The following is a 17948-nucleotide window of genomic DNA, read 5'->3' as shown; positions in this document are numbered from 1 at the left end:
GACCACCGCGCAGACGCACGCGGCGATCCCGAGACCGATCGTGAGCGTTGCAACGTTGCCCAGCTCGGGAAAATGATTCTGCAACACGGTGATCGCCGACAGTGCGACCATCGCGCCCACCATCAGCACATCAGCATGCGCGAAGTTGATGATGCCCAGAATGCCGTACACCATCGTGTAGCCCAACGCGATGATCGCGTACACGCTACCCAGTACCAGACCGTTGAGGATCTGTTGAATGAAAATGTCCACTGCTTCCTCCGGATACGCGAGGCTATAAGCTCGTCTATTTGGTCACGCCCCGAACGCGTGCGGGAAGCCAGCTAGCCGAGCGACTTCCCGCACGGTCTCTTATGCATTCACGTATGCCGTCTTTACGGTGGTATAGAACTCCCGCGCATAAATGCCTTGCTCTCGGGGGCCATAGCTGGAGCGCTTGCGACCGCCGAACGGCACGTGGTAATCCACGCCCGCCGTGGGCGCGTTCACCATCAGCATTCCGGCTTCCGCGTGGCGCTTGAAGTGAGCCGCGTATTTGAGCGACGTCGTGCAGATGCCCGATGCAAGCCCATAGGGTGTGTCGTTTGCAACGGCGAGCGCCTCGTCGTAATCGGCCACCTTGATGACGGACGCGACTGGCCCGAATACTTCCTCTCGGTTGATTCGCATTGAATTCGTGGTGCCGGTCACGAGCGCCGGCTGCATGAAGAAACCCCGGGTCGCCCGCTCGATCAATTCCCCGCCGAAGACCTGGCCGCCCTCTTCGCTGGCGATCTTCAGATACGACAGGTTCTGATGTAGCTGGCGGTCGTCGACGACCGGTCCGATCTGGGTCGCTTTGTCGAGTGCATGGCCGACGACGAGTGCTGCTGCTTTCTGTTTCAGCGCGTCGACAAACCGGTCGTGAATCCTTGCCGTGACGATCAGGCGCGACGAAGCCGTGCAGCGCTGCCCGGTGGCAAAGAAAGCACCGTCAAGGGCAGCGTCGACTGCGACGTCAAGGTCGGCGTCGTCCACGACGACCATCGGATTCTTCCCGCCCATTTCGAGCTGAACTTTCTTGCCCGTTTCGACGCATTTTGCGGCGATCGCGCGCCCCGTTGCTTCGGATCCCGTAAAGGTGATGGCATCGACGTCCGGCGACGTCACGAGCGCATTGCCGATCACACGACCCGGCCCGAGCACGAGGTTCAGTACGCCGGCGGGCAGGCCCGACTCCTCGAGAATCCTGACGAGTTCAGTCGCACATCCCGGCACGAGTTCGGCCGGCTTGATCACGACAGTGTTGCCGAACGCAAGCGCTGGTGCGATCTTCCACGCCGGGATGGCGATCGGGAAATTCCACGGCGTAATCATGCCGATCACGCCGAGCGGCTCGCGCGTCACCTCGACCGTCATGCCGGATCGGACGGACGGGACGATCTCGCCGCCCACGCGCAGCGCTTCACCCGCGAAGAACTTGAAAATGTTGCCTGCACGCGTCACTTCGCCAATTGCCTCCGGCAGCCGCTTGCCCTCCTCGCGCGCGAGCAGCGTGCCCAGCTCTTCGCGGCGAGCGAGAATCTTCGTTCCGGCGGCGTCCAGGATATCGGCCCGCTGCTGCGGCGTCGTCAGCGACCACGAGCGAAAGGCATGGCGCGCCGCGGCGATCGCATCGGCGACCAACGTGTCGTCCGCCAGCAATGCCTCGCCGACGACATCCGACAGGTCCGACGGATTGATGTTCGGCAACGCGCCCGATGCGCTCAGCCATTCTCCGTTGATGAAGCAACGATATTGGGTCATGCTCAGATCTCCCAGCGCATTGGATGTCCAGTCGAAGAGATCTGGCATGCCGCTTCGCCGAATTGCAGATGACGCGACGACAGGACGGGCAGCCCCACCGCCGGCGAGATGATTTCATTCGAGTTCACACAGCGTCGTCCGGCCGTGCCACGACGAGACGGCCGGACGATTCAGCCGGTTACTTCGACAGTGCGCTCAGGTTGGCCTGCGTCTTTTCGATGATCGCGAGGACCTTCTGACGCTCTTCGCCTTCGAGCTTCAGTCGCGGCGCCTTGACGTTTTCCGAGTAGCCTGCGATGACGTGTTCGGCCAGCTTGATGTACTGCACCAGCTTGACGTGCGTATCGAGGTGGAACAGGTCGATCAGCGCACGATAGAGCTTGCGGGCCTGCACGAAGTCGCCGCTCACTGCGAGGTTCATCAGCTCGACCGACTCCTTCGGCACGGCGTTTGCCATGCCCGATACCCAGCCCGTCACACCCAGTGCGACCGACTCGAGCACCAGATCGTCGACGCCGCAGACCACGGCCAGACGATCGCCGAAGCGGGAAATCAGGTCGGTGACGCGCGACGTGTCGTACGACTCTTCCTTGATGGCCGCGATGGTCGGCTCGTCCACCAGTTCCGCCACCACGTCGGGCGTCAGGTCGACGCCGTAGCCGCGCGGGTTGTTGTAGAGGAGGATCTGCAGCCTGGAGGCTTTCGCGACGGCCCTGTAGAACGCGATCGTTTCGCGCACGTCCGACTTGTAGGTCAGTCCCGGGAAGACCATCAGGCCTTTCACGCCGATTGCTTCGGCATCCTTCGCGAACTGGATCGCGCTTGCGGTGTTTGTCTCGGCGAGACCGGAAATCACCGGAACGCGGCCCGCGACCGTCTCGACGGCAAGCTTCAGGACCGTGCGCTTTTCCTCCGGGGTGAGCTGAGCGTTTTCTCCGACCATACCCATCATGAGGACGCCGGCAACGCCGTTTTCGATGAGGCGATTCAGACCGGCCTTGATCGCATCGTGATCGAGCGAACCGTCGTCGTTCAGCTTCGTCGTGACAGCCGGGTAAACACCTTTCCAATTGAGTTCCATAAGTACACCTTTATAAAAAAATGACAACAGAGGCGGGAAATCCCGCAGTCAAATCGAGGTCGCGGGGGCCTCGTCAATTCCGGAAGCGGCTGATCGAGTACGGCTCGAGGTCGATTCCGGTTTTATGGTTCGCGAGAAGATCAGCCACGAGCGCGGCCGTCGTCGCCGATTGCGTCAGGCCAAGATGACCGTGGCCAAACGCGTAAATGACATTCGACGCCCGCGGCGAGGGTCCGATGACAGGCAACGAGTCGGGCGTCGCCGGACGGTGCCCCATCCACTTCACGGCACCTGCGTCGTTGATGCCGGGCAGGAAGCGTTTGCCGAGAGCGAGCAGCGCATCGCTGCGCTTGTAGTTGGGCGGCGCCTCCAGGCCCGCGAATTCCGCCGCACCACCGATCCGCAAGCCGATGTCGAGCGGCGTCGCGACAAACTTGCGCTCGGCGAAGATCACTTCACGGGACAGGCTGATGCCGTGCGACGGCAACGTCGTGTTGTAACCGCGCTCGCTGTCGAGCAGGACGCGATCGCCGATCGAGGCCGCAAGCTCCGCAGACCAGGCGCCCGTCGCGACTACGACTCGACGTCCGTTGACCCGATCCCCGTTGGCGAGCACGACCGCAGGCGCAAGGCTGTCCGACAGATTGAGCGCCTTTGCAGTGCCTTCGACAAACTGCGCGCCCAACTCGCGAGCACGATTGCGGAGCCGGATCACGACGTGCTTGGGATCGCCGATGTGCGACCAGTCTTCGAGAAACACCCCGTGGCGGAATACCGGAGCGAGCGACGGTTCGCATTCGCGCACCTCGTCGGCCGTCATCGCGCGCCAACGCACGCCCAGTTCCCGCTTGTAAGCCCATTCGTGCCGGTCAGCCTCGAACGCTTCGTCCGTCTCATAAACGGTCAGCGCGCCTCGCCGATAGAAGCTGTCCATCACGCCGATGTCTTTGAACATCGGAACGATGTCGTCATAGACACGGTTGTTCAGCTTCGCCAGCGCGCAAGAAATCTCCTTGAAGCGCTGCTTGCTGCCGGCGCGCTGAAACGCCAGGAACCACGGCAGCGCCGCAGGCAGATGCTTCCAATCGAGCGCCAGCGGTCCGAGCGGATCGAAGAGCCACTTGATCGCCTTCATGTACAACCCGTTCATGGACATCGGCGTGCTCTCCGTCACGGCGATTCCGCCGGCATTGCCGTGCGACGTGCGATCCCCTTCGAAATCGCGGTCGACGACGGTGACCGTGGCGCCGTCGCGCAGCGCAGCCCATGTGCAGGCAAGGCCAACGATGCCGCCGCCGATGACGACGACATCGGAAGTCGTCCGTGAATGTCGAGCTTGCTGAGTCATTTCGAGTGCGCCGTACTGTCAGGGAGGCGGACGGCAGACAGCCCGTCCACCCCGGTTGCCGTTACTTGCCGCCGAGCACCGTCACGGGACTCCATCTCCCGTTCTCGCACTTGTAGACGGTGATGATTGCGTCGCGCAGATCGCCGTACTTGTCGTACGCGAAGTGATCGCTCGTCACGCCCTTCATGTCGGTCTTCGCGAGGACAGGCAGATACACCGCCGGATCCGACGAATTGGCTTTCTGCATCGCCTGCATCATCGCCATCGCACCGTCGTAGGTGTACGGCGCATAGGTCGTCGGCTCGATCCCGAACTTCGCCTTGTAGCGCTTCGTGAATCCCGCTCCGCCCGGCATCTTGTCGAGCGGCAGGCCCGCGAGCGAAACGATCACGCCTTCGGCGGACGAACCGGCAATCTTGAGGAAGTCCTCGGTCTTCGACATTTCGCCCGACGCGAACGTCGCTTTCATCGCCAGCTGACGCGCCTGCTTCACGAGCGGTGCGGATTGCGCGTCAGCGCCCGCGTAGTAGACGAAATCGGGATTCCTGGACTTGATGCCGGTCAGGATCGCCTTGAAGTCGACGGCCTTATCCGAAGTGAACTGATGGTCGACGATATTGCCGCCCACGGCTTTTACCGCCGTCTCGAACTGCTCCGCCAACCCTTGGCCATACGCGGTCCGGTCGTCGATGATCGCAATGCGTTTCGCATGCAGCGTCTCGACCACATACTTGCCCATCACGCTGCCCTGCTGCGTGTCCGACGTCATCATGCGGAACGTCGTCTTGAAGCCCTGGCGCGTATAGGCCGGCGCCGTCGCAGTGGAGATCTGCGGGATGCCGGCGCGCGAGTAAATCGCCGATGCCGGGATCGTCACGCCGGAATTGAAGTGGCCGAGCATGCCCTTGATGCCGTCGTCGACGAGCTTCTGCGCGACGACCGTCCCCGTCTTGGGATCAGCCTGGTCGTCGAGCGACTCGAGCACGAATTTCGTCTCCTTGCCGTCGATCTTCGGCTTCGTTGCATTGAAGTCATCGACGGCGAGCTGAGCGCCCGATTGGAAATCCTTCCCGTACTGCGCTTGAGCACCCGTCATGGGCGCAGCCAGACCCAGCTTGACCGTTTGAGCCTCGGCCGCCTGCGCCGACGAGCCGAGGAAGAGAGCCAGCAGCGCCGAGGCCGCTGCGAAAGTGGTGATGCGGACGTTCATACCTGTCTCCTTACTACCCAAAAAACCGCTCCCGACGGATCAGAGTCCAGTATTTTGGATCCAATATCCATTTCACGAACTCATGATGCCGCCCTTCAGCGGGTCAGTCAATCAACTTCCGAAAAATCCGGGATCGCGTCACGCTACCCCGCCCCAAGGACTTCCAGTAGTCCACCCGGTCCGGCCTGTCGAGCTTCCGCAGCATATGGACGGACACTTCCTGAGGCGCGCCGGCGAACCGGCAGTCCCGGAAGCTTGCAATGAAGCGGCAGAACGGAAGGTGTTCCAGCCGAGCTGCGGCAAGCGACCTGACTGACTCCAGGGAATGGGGGGTCAGCAAAGGGGCAATTTGGGCTGAAACAACTGGCCTCAATGTATTGGATCCAACATCCAAATTCAACATCGGGTTTGCACCAAGCGTTTCTTGAACATGCGTACCTTCAAAAGCACCAGATCACGCCAGGCGTCATCCCGTATCGGGCAGCGGGCAGGCACTCCGCAAGTGTCCGGCGGGGGCTTTCGAGAATGGGCATAGCGAGCGACCGGGTCGTGAAATGTCGCCACGTCGCCGGAAGCCTGTGCGAGAGAAATCGGCCGGCCCGTGTCAGTCAGTTGTGCATCAGCGCCTGAACGTCGGCGATGAGTTGCGCCGGCACCTGCACACCATTCTCCTCGCTACGCACTCTCGCCTCGAAGCGCCGCTGGGACGGCAGACGCGCACCTTGGCCAACGATGGCGTCGAACATCTCCTCTGCGTACCGCTCTCCGTCGGTTCGTCTTCCGCCCGCAAAAATCTCGGGATTGAACGCCAGAACAAGCTCGCCATGGCACGGCGTTGCGCCAGCGCCTTCGTCGAATTTCTGCGACTCGAGACTCGTCAGGTCACCGAGCAGCGGACCGGCGAGCAGTTCGACCATCGCCGCCAGCGCAGAACCCTTGTGACCGCCAAACGTGAGCATCGCCCCTTTCAGCGCCGCGGCCGGATCCGTCGTCGGTCGACCCGCGTCGTCGACCGCCCAACCGGTTGGAATGGCTTTACTCGCGCGGCGATGCAGTTCGATGTCGCCGCGGGCAATCGCACTCGTAGCGAAATCAAACACGAACGGAAACCTGCCCGGCCGTGGCCACGCAAATGCGATCGGATTCGTTCCGAACACCGGCTTCGTGCCGCCCGCTGGCGCGACCCAGCTATGGCTCGGCGTCATCGCGAGCGCCGCGAGACCTTCGGCCGCGATCGCTTCGACTTCCGGCCACAGCGCCGAGAAATGGAAGCAGTTGTTGATCGCAAGTGCAGCGATCCCGATCGTCCGGGCCTTCTCGACGAGGATCTTGCTGCCTACGTCGAACGCAAGTTGCGAATACCCGAAGCCCGCGTCGACACGGACAATCGCCGGCGTCGGTTCGCTGACCTGCGGTTTGGCGTCGCCAACAAGCTTGCCCTCCCGAAGCGACCTGACACACACGAGCAGACGATAGATGCCGTGAGAATGACATTCATCCCTTTGTCCGGCCGTAATCACCCGCGCGATCGCACCGGCATGATCGTCGGCCATGCCGTTCGAGGTCAGTACACGAAAAGCCAGGTTGTAGACCTGAGTCAATGTCAGGTTCACGATTTCCATCCCGAACTCCTTGTCAATTATATTGGATACAATATTCGCGCAGACAGGATAGGCTGCAGGATGCCAGCCGTCAAATGGCCTCTCACTAGTGCGCTTGGAGAGCGGATTCCTGCGACAAAAGAGGATTGCCGTCGTGCGCAGCGTCGACCGCGACGGGCATGCCCCCCACTTTCGCGCCCTCCATTCATCAGTCGAATAACCGCGTACGCCGGGGCCGTCCCGAACCCAATACGTTGTCGATCCGAAACAAACGTAATCGTCTGTAAATCCTGCAAGCAGAAGCCCGTTTCCGGCGCCGACGCATGGGGTCCGTTTGCTACGATCGCGCCTTTTCCGCGCCGTGCGCCGTCCCCGTGAATCTTCGTGAATCGCCGAATCGTGTCGTCTCTCCGTGACCAGTGCGCCAGGTGGCTCGCCCGCATCCGGCCGCTGGCGGCCGCCGGCGCCACCCGCCTTCGCGCGCTGCTCGCCGCTGCGCTGCAGCGTCTTCGGCATCCGACCCGCCGCGGCATCGCGCTGACGCTCGCCGCGGTGCCCGTGCTCGGCCTGCTGGTGCTGCTCGCGTTCATCCCGTTCACGCCGAGCATCGGCGACATCCGCAAGGCGCGCATCGACCGGCCCGCGCAGATCGTGTCGGCGGACGGCCAGGTGATCGCCGAATTCCGGCCCGTGAACCGCGAATGGGTGCCGCTCAAGCAGATCTCGCCGCATATGGTCGATGCGCTGATCGCGACGGAAGACCGGCGCTTCTACGAACACCACGGGATCGACTGGCGCCGCACGATCGCGGCCGGCCTGCACACGTTCTCCGGCGAGCGCCAGGGCGGCTCGACGATCACGCAGCAGCTCGCGCGCAACCTGTACCCCGACGACGTCGGCCGCGCGCCGACGCTCACGCGCAAGCTGAAGGAGCTGATCACCGCGTTCAAGATCGAGATGGTCTACAGCAAGCCGGAGATCCTCGAGACCTACCTGAACACGGTGCCGTTCCTGTACAACGCGTACGGCGTCGAGATGGCCGCGCGCACCTACTTCGGCAAGTCGGCGGACCAGCTCGACATCCTCGAAAGCGCGACGCTCGTCGGCATGCTGAAGGGCAACAGCTATTACAACCCGGTGCTGAACCCCGAACGCGCGCTGCAGCGCCGCAACACGGTGCTCGCGCAGATGAACCGCTATGGCAAGCTGCGGCCCGACGAATACGCGTGGCTGATCCGGCAGCCGCTGCGCGTCGACTTTGAGCCGCAGACCGCGTCGCCGGGCCCCGCGCCGCACTTCGCCGCGCAGCTGCGCAAGTGGCTGATCGCGTGGGCCGACCGCAACGACTACAACATCTATTCGGACGGGCTCGTCGTGCGCACGACGATCGACTCGCGTCTGCAGGAGATGGCGACGCAAGCGTTGAACGCGCAGACGGACCGCTTGCAGCAGATCGCGAACGATGAATGGCACAACCCCGGCGGCTGCGGGTTGCGCAACGAGCTGTTCCGCACGTTCATCCGGCAGACGCCCGACTACCGGACGCTGCGCGACGCGGGCATGCCGGACCCGGCCGCGCTGCGCAAGCTCGGCTCCGACCGCACGTTCGTCCATGCGCTATGCGACAGCAAGACACAGGTACAGGCCGGCTTCCTCGCGATCGATCCGCGCGACGGGCAGATCAAGGCCTGGGTCGGCAGCCGCGACTTCGCCGACGAGCCGTTCGATCACGTGCAGCAGGCGCGCCGCCAGCCGGGCTCGACGTTCAAGCCGTTCGTGTACGGCGCGGCGTTCGCGGACGGTGCGCGGCCGAGCGATACGTTCATCGACCGCAATGTCGCGATCCCGCTGTCGGGGCACGCGGTGTGGCGGCCGACCGACGCGGAGCCGCCGACGGGCCTGCCGATGACGCTGCGCGACGCGCTCGCGCATTCGCGCAACCGCATCACCGCGCAATTGATGCAGCGCGAAGGCCCCGCGAAGGTCGTGCGGCTCGCGCGCGCAATGGGCGTGCGCGAGAGTCCGCTCGACGCGGTACCGTCGATTGCGCTCGGCACGAGCCCCGTCACGCTGAAGGAAATGGTGTCCGCGTACGGCACGATCGCGAACCGCGGCGTGTACGTCGCGCCGCAGATGATCACGCGCATCGAGGACCGCAACGGCAACGTGCTCGCCCAGTTCGGCAGCGCGCCGCCGGAACGCGCGCTGCCCGCCGGCGCCGCGCAGACGCTCGTCGACGTGATGCGCGACGTCGTCGACCGCGGCACGGGCGCGGACATCCGCACGCGCTACGGCATCCGCGCCGACGTGGCGGGCAAGACGGGCACGACGCAGGACAACGCGGACGGCTGGTTCATCCTGATGCACGAGCAGCTCGTCGCCGGCGCGTGGGTCGGCTTCGACGACGGCCACGTGACGCTCGGCAGCGACTACTGGGGCGAAGGCGCACACAGCGCGCTGCCGATCGTCGGCGCATTCTACGATTCGGCGCTGCGCGCACACGTCATCGATCCGCGCGCGCAGTTGACGCCCGACTTCCGGCCACGGCCCGCGACGCCGCCGCAAAAGCGGCATTCGCGTCCGCAGGGTCTCTTCGACTGGTTGAGGCTGTTCCGCTAGCCGCCCATCGCACGGGCTCGCACGACGGCCGGAACCGACGACGACACGCGATGCGCGAGCGGCGTCACTGCGCGACGGCAGCCTGCAACAGCTGCCGGATCGCCGGGTTGTCCTCGGCGTGCGCGAGCGTCTGCACGGACGGCTTCACGCCGGCAGCCAGCAGGCGCCGCACGCCTTCCTCGTGATTCGCGGTCACCTCGCCGTCGAGCAGCGCGTCGTCGTGCAGCACATCGGGGCTCGCATCCTTCGCGAGCAGTGCGAATACCGACGCCGGCACGGACGGACTCAACGCATTGGACAGCGCGACGTCGGCAACGCGATACGGATTGTTTTCGTGCACCTGCCAGCGCAGCATGCCGCGTTCATGCAGCGACCCGAGCGCGGCCAGCGCATCCGCTTCCGGCAAATGCATGATCTCGGCGACGAGATCGCTCGCCTGCTCCTCGCGCCCGTCGCGCAGCGTGTCGGGCGGCGGCAGGTTATGCAGCAGCGCGTTCAACACGATCGCCCGGTCACGGTCGCGATGCGCAGACGCCGCCGCGCCCGATTCCGGCCGGATCTGCCGCAGCAGATAGGTGGCCACGTACCAGCGATCGTCGCTGCCGTGCTCGTCGCGCGGCACCTGATGCGCGCGCAGCAGCACGTCGAACCAGTGCCAGATGTTGTCGCGCTTCTGTTCGTCGTCGCTCGTCGCCATGCTGCCGGACATGATCTCGTCGAGCATCTGCCCACAGATGAACTTGCGCTGATTGAGCGGTTCCAGCCCCGCGAAATAGTGGCGCAGCGATTCCGGCAGCGCGTCGAAGTCGGCCTGCCTCATGTCCGGCGCGCGGCGCCCCGGACACAGCCCCGCGCCGGAGATCTCGCTGCCGGGCACCGCCTTCACAGGCTCGGGCGGCGAATCGCCGCTGCGCGCGACCGAGTACAGTTCGACGCCGTCGACCTGGAAACCCTGCATCGCAAGCATCAGCACGCCGGTCGTCGAATGCTTCGTCGTCCAGCCGTTGCCGGTGATCGACGTGACCTGATACGGCGCGCCGACCGGCATCTTGATCAGTTCGCCGCCCGGGACCATCAGCACGCATGCGCCGGCGGGGATCGGGCCGGGATCGTCGGCATCGGGTTTGCTTTCGCGCGTCGGCTGCGTTTCGACGGACCATTGACCGGCTTCGCTAACGCGCAGCACCATCTCGCCGCCGACCTTCTCGACGCGCAGCGTCGCGGGCTTGCCGGGCGCCGGCGCATAGTCGCCGAGCAGCGCGTCGCACGCGCCGGCGGCGCGCGCCGACACGGACGCGAACAGCAGCAGACAGAACAGGAAAATCCTCACGGCTGAGTCCTTGGCAGTCGAATCGTTATCGGGAAGTCCGGCGCACGCGTGCCCGGTAGCAGCGACACGGCCGGTCGCCGCCGAGCGCCCAATATATAACGAACACGAATGCCGGCTCGGCGTGACCAGCCTCAGCCGGCCGCGAGCGTGCCGGCCAGCCGGTCGAATTCCTGCGACCAGCCCGCGCGCCACGCGGCCTTTTCCGCATCGTCGACCCATGCGCCGTCGATCCCGTTCAGCATGAACTGCTTCAGGTCTGCGATCGCGAAGCCGAAGTGGCTGAACATCAGCGCCCGCGCTTCGCTCGATGACCTGTCGCGCGCTCGTGGTTGTCCGATTGCTCGCAGCTAGCACCCCCAAGATTTTCATACGACGTCATACCAATAAAGTCTGATCGAATCCACCCGGGGGCAGCCTCGCCCCGATCAGCTCTGAGCTCGTCACAACGCGAGGGAAAACGTTACCCCCGTTTTTCCTCACTTATCCTTATGAAGCCTAGATTCGTTCAGGGTAAACGATCTTCTTCCAATCCCGCTATCTGGCTAACATACGCAGTCATACGACGTCGGATTATGAAGCTGACGTCGACACACGCCGGCGGCACGCTGCCGCCCGCAAAGCAGTCGGACGAGCCGCGGGAACCGAACGACCGGCATGCCGGACGTCTTCCCGCGACATTCACATTTCAAAAGAGAGACATGAGGAGGCTGTGAGCATGAGAAAGATCGCGATCGGTTGCGCCGCCGCCATTTCCGCCGCGGCCGTGATAGCGGGCTGCGGCGGTGGCGGCAGCGGCGACATTGCCAGCAGTTCGGCCCATCCGTGGATGAATGCGTCGATGGCGCCGCAACAGCGCGCCACGCTGCTCGTCTCGGCGATGACCCTGCCGCAGAAAATGGAGCAGCTCGTCGGCACGCCCGGCGTGGTCGCGGAAATTCCGACGTGCTACGGCTCGCGCCACATTCCGGGCATCCCGGACCTGCAGATTCCGACACTTCGGATCACGAACGGACCGGTCGGGGTCGGCCAGAACGACTGCGTGTCGCCGAGCCTGCCGGGCCTCCCGCTTGCATCGCTGTCGAGCCCCGCCTCGGCGAAGGCGACCGCATTGCCGTCCGGCATGGCGGTCGCGGCGTCGTTCGACAACACGGTGGCTGCGCAATTCGGCGACGTGATCGGGCGCGAGGCGAACAATCTCGCGCTGCAGGTGCTCGAGGGTCCCGGCATGAACCTCGCACGCAATCCGACGCTCGGCCGCAACTTCGAGTATTTCGGCGAGGATCCGGTGCTGAGCGGGACGATGGGGGTCGCCGAGATCAAGGCCATCCAGTCCCACGGCGTGATTGCGATGGCGAAGCATCTGGTCGCGAACGAACAGGAAACGAACCGGATGACCATCAACGAGAACATCGACGACAAGGTGCTGCACGAGCTCTACATGCTGCCGTTCGAAATGGCCGTGAAGGACGGCCAGGTCGCGTCCGTCATGTGCTCGTACAACTCGGTGAACGGCTTCTCGATGTGCGAGAACAAGCACATCCTGACCGACGTGCTGCGCGGCCAGTGGGGCTTCACGGGTTACGTCCAGTCGGATTTCTTCGCCGCGCACAGCACCGCCAGCACGATGCTGGCCGGCCTCGACAACGAGATGCCGGGGATCAACATCCCGGGCGCCCTCACGACCTGGTGGACCGCAGACCGCCTGAACGCGGCGCTCGCGGCCGGCCAGATCAAGGTGTCCGACATCGATACCGCGCTGACGCGCCGCTATACGCAAATGTTCCGGCTCGGCATCTTCGACCGGCCCGTCGCGCAAACGGCCATCGACCAGGCCGGCGACGGCGCCATCGCGCGCTCGATCGGCGAGCAGGCAGCCGTGCTGCTGAAGAACGACAACAGCCTGTTGCCGTTCGATGCGAAGGCGATTCGCTCGGTCGCGCTGATCGGTCAGGCCGCCTACGCGACCAAGGCGGTATCCGGATGCTGCGGCGGCAGTTCCGACGTGATTCCGCTGTACACGGTCACGCCGCTCCAGGGCGTGCAGAATGCGCTCGCGAAGCTCGGCTCGAGCGCGACGGCCAGCCTGACCGTCGTTGCCGACGACAACAGCAACCTCGCCGATGCCGTCAATGCCGCGAAGGCCGCCGATGTCGTGATCGTGCTCGCCGGGACCATCGCGGAAGAAGGCGCGGACCGCACGAGCATCGCGCTGTCGAACAACCAGGACGCGATCATCTCGGCCATCGCCGCGGCGAATCCCCGGACCGCCGTCGTGATGAAGGACAACGCGTCGAGCCTGATGCCGTGGATCGACACCGTCCCGGCGGTACTGGAGACGTGGTTCCCCGGACAGGAAGACGGGAACATCGCGGCGGACCTGCTGTTCGGCATCGCGACGCCGTCGGGCAAGCTGCCGGTCACGTTCCCGAAGAACGCGGGTGACTGGCCGGCGAACACGCCCGCGCAGTACCCGGGCGTGAATGTCGACGGCGTGCCGACGGTCACGTATTCGGAGGGGCTGAATATCGGCTATCGCTGGTATGACGCGCAGAACGTCAAGCCGCTGTTCCCGTTCGGGTATGGCTTGTCGTACACGACGTTCGCGCTGTCGAACCTGCAGGTCGCGCCGCAGTCGTCGAACGGCACCGTGCCGATCACCGTGCAGGTCGACGTCACCAACACCGGCAAGACGCGCGGCGCCGAGGTCCCGCAGGTCTACGTGTCGCTGCCGGCCAGTCTCGGGCAGCCGCCCAAGCGGCTCGTCGCATTCAAGAAGGTCTGGCTCAACCCCGGCGAGAAGCAGACGGTGAAGCTCACGATCGACCCGAATGCCACGAGCCATCCGCTCGGAACGTGGGACACGCACGCGCAACAGTGGACGACGGCGAACGGCCAATACGGGATCCTGGTCGGCAACTCGTCGCAGAATCCGGCGCTCGCCGGCTCGATCGGCATCGCCCAGTGAGGCCGGGGCCGCGTCATGCGGCAGCGCAAGGTCCGGCCGCGCCAGCGCCGGACCCGCGCCGCGACGGGCCCGCCTGACGCGGCCGCTTTTCTGCCACAATCCGCCGATCCACCAGGAAATCGTGATTGCCCGGATGAAAAAGCCCTCTCCGACCATTCGCGACGTCGCGCGGGCGGCCGACGTGTCGATCGCGACGGTGTCCAAGTACATCAACGGCACCAAGCGCTTTTCCGCACCGGTCGAGGCCAGGCTGAAGGCGGCCGTCGATACGCTCGGGTATCGGTCGAATCCGCTTGCGCGGTCGATGATCACCGGTCGCACGCGGACGATCGGGCTCGCCATTCTCGACATCGCGAACCCGCACTTCACGAACATCGTGAAGGGGGCAAACCGCGTCGCACTCCAGCACGACTACACGCTGCTGCTGGTCGACACCGATGAAGACCCGGCGCGCGAGCGCCCGCTGACCGAAGCGCTCGCGCAACGCGTCGACGGCCTGATCGTCAGCGCGCGTGCGCCTGACGCCGAATCGCGGTGGATGCTGGATCTCGGCAAGCCGCTCGTGCTGCTGCATCACAGCGCGCAGTTGCGGATCCCGAGCGTCGGCGTCGACAACGCACTGGCAGCCTACATGCTGGCGCGGCATCTGCTGAAGCTCGGGCACCGCGAGATCGCGTACCTCGGCTTCGGGCAGGCCGGCATCAACGACGAGCGCATTCGCGGCGCACGCACGTGCCTCGCGGAGGCCGGGCTCACGCTTGCGGTGTACGACGCGCACGCGCCGACCACGCGTGCCGGCGAGCAGGCATGCTCGCGCGTGATGCTGGGGCCGCGCCGCCCGCAGGCGATCATCTGCTACAACGACCTGATTGCACTCGGGTTCATGAAGGAAGCGGCAGCGCTGGGGTTCCAGCTGCCGCACGACCTGTCGGTGACCGGCATCGACAACGTCCCGTACGGCGAGTACGTGACGCCTGCGCTGACCACGATCGATACGCAGAGCGAAAGAATCGGCGAACGCGCGATGCAGAAGCTCGTCGACGCACTCGCGGGCCATGCGGATACCGCGCATACGACGTTCGAGCCGCGCCTGGTCATTCGCGCATCGACAGCGGCGCCCGGTTGAATCGCGCCGCGCGCGGCAGTCTTGCGCAGTCGCTGCCGGTCAATCCGCCGTATCCCCGCCCTTCGGCACCTTGGCCCACGCTTTGTGGCCCGGCAGCGGCGACCACGCTGGACGCGTGTTGCGCGCGGTATCGATCACGGCAACGTAGCGGCCTTCGATCGGCGTGACGTCGCGCCGCGGTTGCAGCACCCAGTACGACTTGCCGGCCTCGATGCGCGCCTCGTAGATGGCGTCGAGAATGCCGTGCCGGTCGATGAACACGTTCAGCGACGCCGGGATCCGCACGCAGCCCTTCGAGTGGCGGATGCCGAGCAGCGGTTCGAGGCGGTCCGGGTCGGTCGCATGCATCTGGAAGCGCATCGGCGACACGCCGCCCTTGCCCCAGCCGCGCTCGCTGTCCACCCAGCCGAAATCGTAGATCCGCATGTCGCGGCGCCCGTAGCCGCGGATGCCGTTGTCGTTCGTCGTGCCTTCCGCGCGGAAATCCATGTTGTCCGGCGTATGCGTGAACACGCCGAGCGGCGTCAGGAAGTGGTCGTACTTGCCGGGCCAGCCGGTCGCGACCGGCGATGCGCCGATCATCAGCCACGCGTTCGCCGGCGTCGCGCGGAAATAGATGAAGAGCGCCTGCACCGTCGGCGCGCGATCGACGAGCACCACGTATTCGCCCGCGAGCCCGGCCAGATCGTCGGCCGCGAGCGCCTGCTGCAGCCGCTGCCCGTACGCGCGCTGCGCGCTGACAGGCACGTTCAGCCGGCGGGTCACTTCCTGCACGAACCGCTTGCGCAAGTCGATCGCGCGGGTCGTCGCGCTCGCGGCATCGGCAGCAGACAGCGGCGGATGCATGCGCGGCGTCACGGCCGCTGCTTCGCTGGCCGGCGTACCGGATGCGGCGGATGCGGCGCCGGCCTCTGCGGCAGCCGGTGCGCTGGATGTGCTGCCCGATGCATTCGATGCACCTGATGCAGCCGATGCACCGGACGCAGCCGCCCCGGCGGCCGACGGTGCTGCAGCCGACATCGGTGACACGGCGGACGCGGGAGGTTCTGCGAGGACGGGAAGTACCGGGACCGCGGCACACGCGCACGCGGCAAGCAAAGCGGCAAGTCGACGCGGCCGCGAAAAACGCCGCGTCAGGCGAGGAAACGTCATACGATCGATGCCATCGGCCGGATCGGCCATCGCACGTCGTGAGCGGCACACAGGCCGCGCGAGGCAACGACGCGTCGGGTACATCGCGCACGCCGGACGCCGACGCCTCCACGCGGCACACCCGGCCGCGCGCACAACGCGATCAGGCCGATGGCAACCAGAGAGTCGTCTGATTTTTCATTCTACGCGCGCGCAAGCTGCACCGCTTGCGCGCCGCGCCGCCGTCACTTCGAGATCGCTTCGAGCGCGATGCCCTTCGTGCGCGGCCCCATCAGGCCGATCGCCGCCATCACGACCGCCATCGCGGCCGCGATGAACACGAACACGCCGACGGTGCCGAAACCCTTCAGCACCGCTGCGATCACGAACGACGTGAAGATCGCGGAGAAGCGGCTCCACGAATAGACGAAGCCGACCGCGCGCGCACGGATCGCGGTCGGGAACAGCTCGGCCTGGTACGCATGGAAGCTGTACGACATGATGTTGTTCGCGAGCGTGAGGCCGATGCCGAGCACGATCAGCATCGCGGCCACGCTCGTCTGGCTGAACAGCAGCCCGCAGACGATCGCCGTGCCCGCCATCGCGACGATCACCGACTTGCGCTCGAAGCGGTCGGCGATCAGGAGTCCGATCAATGGGCCGACCGGCGCGGCGAGCGCGATCACGCTCGAATACATCAGGCTCGTCGTGACGGTGATGCCCTGCTTGATCAGCAGCGTCGGCACCCAGTTCGCGAAGCCGTAGAAGCCGACCGTCTGGAACACGTTGAAGATCGTCATCATGATCGTGCGGTTGCGGTACGGCGGCACCCACATGTCGCGGAAGCTGCCGCGCGCGGGCACCGGCTCCGCGGGCGCGGGCGGCGGCAGCGGGCGGCCGTATTCGGCTTCGACCTTCGCCTCGAGCGCGCACATCACGCGATCGGCCTCGTCGAGCCGGCCCTGCTGCGCGAGCCAGCGCGGGCTTTCCGGCAGCGCGCGGCGGATCCACCAGACGAAGATCGCGCCATGCGCGCCGATCAGCACGACCCAGCGCCAGCCGTCGAGGCCGAGCGGCGCGTGCGGGACGAGCAGGTACGCGAGGAACGCGACGACCGGCACCGCGACGAAGCCGACCGCCTGCTCGCACGCGAACGCGCGGCCGCGGATCTGCTTCGGCACGAGTTCGGATATGTACGTGCCGATCGTCACCATCTCGACGCCGAGCCCGAGGCCGACGATGAAGCGCCAGAAGTTCAGCCCGGCGGCGGTGTCCTGGAACGCCATCACGACGTTCGCGGCCGTGTACCACAGCAGCGACCACGTGAAGATCGCGCGGCGGCCGAAGCGGTCGGCGAGAAAGCCGCATGCGATCGTGCCGATGAAGAGGCCCGCGAACAGCGCGGCGATGAAGCTCGCGACGCCGGTCGTGCCGAACAGTCCGTGCGTGGTCGCCGTGAGGACGCCGCTTTTCACGAGGCCCGGCGCGACGTAGCCGCTGTACAGCAGGTCGTAGAGCTCGAAGAAGAAGCCGAGGCTCAGCAGCACGACGAGCTTCCAGACGCTGCGGGTGGGCGGCAGGCGGTCGAGGCGGGCCGATATCGAGCCGGCGTCGAGCGTTGAAGTGCGGGCGACGTCCGCTGCAGCGAGCGGATCGGGCTGGGTCGAAGCCATGGTGGCGCGTCTCCGGAATCTTGATTGGTCTGTTCGCCGCCACGCGTCGGATCGGCGGGCGGGTTCGCGCATTTTAGCG

Annotated in this window: 12 protein-coding genes and 1 pseudogene; 3 read left to right on the top strand and 10 right to left on the bottom strand. The window is 65.4% G+C overall.

Translation table 11 applies throughout. The annotated features are described in order from the left end of the window. The 6 genes from ACV229_RS37260 to ACV229_RS37235 form a co-directional block, all read right to left on the bottom strand. A partial coding sequence (locus tag ACV229_RS37260) for an ABC transporter permease subunit (RefSeq protein ID WP_448088055.1) occupies positions 1-252 on the bottom strand: 252 nt, incomplete at its 3' end. A 99-nt stretch (positions 253-351) separates the two neighbouring features. Then, entirely contained in the window at positions 352-1785 is a 1434-nt protein-coding gene (locus ACV229_RS37255) for an aldehyde dehydrogenase family protein (protein ID WP_448088054.1), read from the bottom strand. Between the two features lie 178 nt (positions 1786-1963). Next, a complete protein-coding gene (locus tag ACV229_RS37250) occupies positions 1964-2866 on the bottom strand; it encodes a dihydrodipicolinate synthase family protein (protein WP_448088053.1) in 903 nt (300 codons plus the stop codon). Positions 2867-2939: 73 nt separating this feature from the next. Next, positions 2940-4214 (bottom strand): NAD(P)/FAD-dependent oxidoreductase, encoded by a 1275-nt coding sequence (locus tag ACV229_RS37245; protein WP_448088052.1) that lies wholly within the window; start codon positions 4212-4214, stop codon positions 2940-2942. 61 nt (positions 4215-4275) lie between these two features. Beyond that, a complete protein-coding gene (locus ACV229_RS37240; RefSeq protein WP_448088051.1) occupies positions 4276-5424 on the bottom strand; it encodes a branched-chain amino acid ABC transporter substrate-binding protein in 1149 nt (382 codons plus the stop codon). A gap of 608 nt (positions 5425-6032) precedes the next feature. After that, positions 6033-7046 carry an Ldh family oxidoreductase gene (locus ACV229_RS37235; protein ID WP_448088050.1) on the bottom strand — a complete coding sequence of 338 codons (1014 nt, stop codon included), beginning with the start codon at positions 7044-7046 and terminating at the stop codon, positions 6033-6035. A gap of 363 nt (positions 7047-7409) precedes the next feature. On the opposite strand from ACV229_RS37235, the gene ACV229_RS37230 reads away from it, so the two are divergent. Further along, complete coding sequence (locus ACV229_RS37230) at positions 7410-9644, top strand: penicillin-binding protein 1A (RefSeq protein WP_448088049.1); 2235 nt, start codon at positions 7410-7412, stop codon at positions 9642-9644. A gap of 64 nt (positions 9645-9708) precedes the next feature. Here ACV229_RS37230 and ACV229_RS37225 read toward each other — a convergent pair whose 3' ends face one another. Together ACV229_RS37225 and ACV229_RS37220 are read right to left on the bottom strand one after the other, a co-directional pair. Continuing rightward, complete coding sequence (locus ACV229_RS37225; RefSeq protein ID WP_448088048.1) at positions 9709-10974, bottom strand: hypothetical protein; 1266 nt, start codon at positions 10972-10974, stop codon at positions 9709-9711. Positions 10975-11105: 131 nt separating this feature from the next. Beyond that, positions 11106-11276, bottom strand: a pseudogene (locus ACV229_RS37220) (adenosine deaminase); the annotation flags it as partial. 413 nt (positions 11277-11689) lie between these two features. On the opposite strand from ACV229_RS37220, the gene ACV229_RS37215 reads away from it, so the two are divergent. Both ACV229_RS37215 and ACV229_RS37210 read left to right on the top strand, forming a co-directional pair. Beyond that, the gene (locus ACV229_RS37215; protein ID WP_448088047.1) at positions 11690-13939 is read left to right on the top strand and encodes a beta-glucosidase; all 2250 of its coding nucleotides are present in this window, start codon (positions 11690-11692) and stop codon (positions 13937-13939) included. A gap of 133 nt (positions 13940-14072) precedes the next feature. Then, positions 14073-15065, top strand: coding sequence for a LacI family DNA-binding transcriptional regulator (locus ACV229_RS37210; protein WP_448088046.1), 993 nt, complete (start codon positions 14073-14075; stop codon positions 15063-15065). 39 nt (positions 15066-15104) lie between these two features. Here the strand turns inward: ACV229_RS37210 and ACV229_RS37205 are convergent, their stop codons facing one another. Next, complete coding sequence (locus ACV229_RS37205) at positions 15105-16301, bottom strand: hypothetical protein (RefSeq protein WP_448088045.1); 1197 nt, start codon at positions 16299-16301, stop codon at positions 15105-15107. A gap of 140 nt (positions 16302-16441) precedes the next feature. Further along, a complete protein-coding gene (locus tag ACV229_RS37200) occupies positions 16442-17869 on the bottom strand; it encodes an MFS transporter (protein WP_448088044.1) in 1428 nt (475 codons plus the stop codon). Positions 17870-17948 lie beyond the last annotated feature (79 nt).

The organism is Burkholderia sp. MR1-5-21, from assembly GCF_053427715.1.
Note: the sequence above shows the minus strand (reverse complement) of the source record. Positions and strands in the feature narration are given on the sequence as shown.

Bases quoted from the DNA above. Each gene is read 5' to 3' on its own strand.
- ACV229_RS37200 (WP_448088044.1), bottom strand. From the start codon at position 17,869: ATGGCTTCGACCCAGCCCGATCCGCTCGCTGCAGCGGACGTCGCCCGC.
- ACV229_RS37205 (WP_448088045.1), bottom strand. From the start codon at position 16,301: ATGTACCCGACGCGTCGTTGCCTCGCGCGGCCTGTGTGCCGCTCACGA.
- ACV229_RS37235 (WP_448088050.1), bottom strand. From the start codon at position 7,046: ATGGAAATCGTGAACCTGACATTGACTCAGGTCTACAACCTGGCTTTT.
- ACV229_RS37250 (WP_448088053.1), bottom strand. From the start codon at position 2,866: ATGGAACTCAATTGGAAAGGTGTTTACCCGGCTGTCACGACGAAGCTG.
- ACV229_RS37255 (WP_448088054.1), bottom strand. From the start codon at position 1,785: ATGACCCAATATCGTTGCTTCATCAACGGAGAATGGCTGAGCGCATCG.
- ACV229_RS37245 (WP_448088052.1), bottom strand. From the start codon at position 4,214: ATGACTCAGCAAGCTCGACATTCACGGACGACTTCCGATGTCGTCGTC.
- ACV229_RS37215 (WP_448088047.1), top strand. From the start codon at position 11,690: ATGAGAAAGATCGCGATCGGTTGCGCCGCCGCCATTTCCGCCGCGGCC.
- ACV229_RS37240 (WP_448088051.1), bottom strand. From the start codon at position 5,424: ATGAACGTCCGCATCACCACTTTCGCAGCGGCCTCGGCGCTGCTGGCT.
- ACV229_RS37210 (WP_448088046.1), top strand. From the start codon at position 14,073: ATGAAAAAGCCCTCTCCGACCATTCGCGACGTCGCGCGGGCGGCCGAC.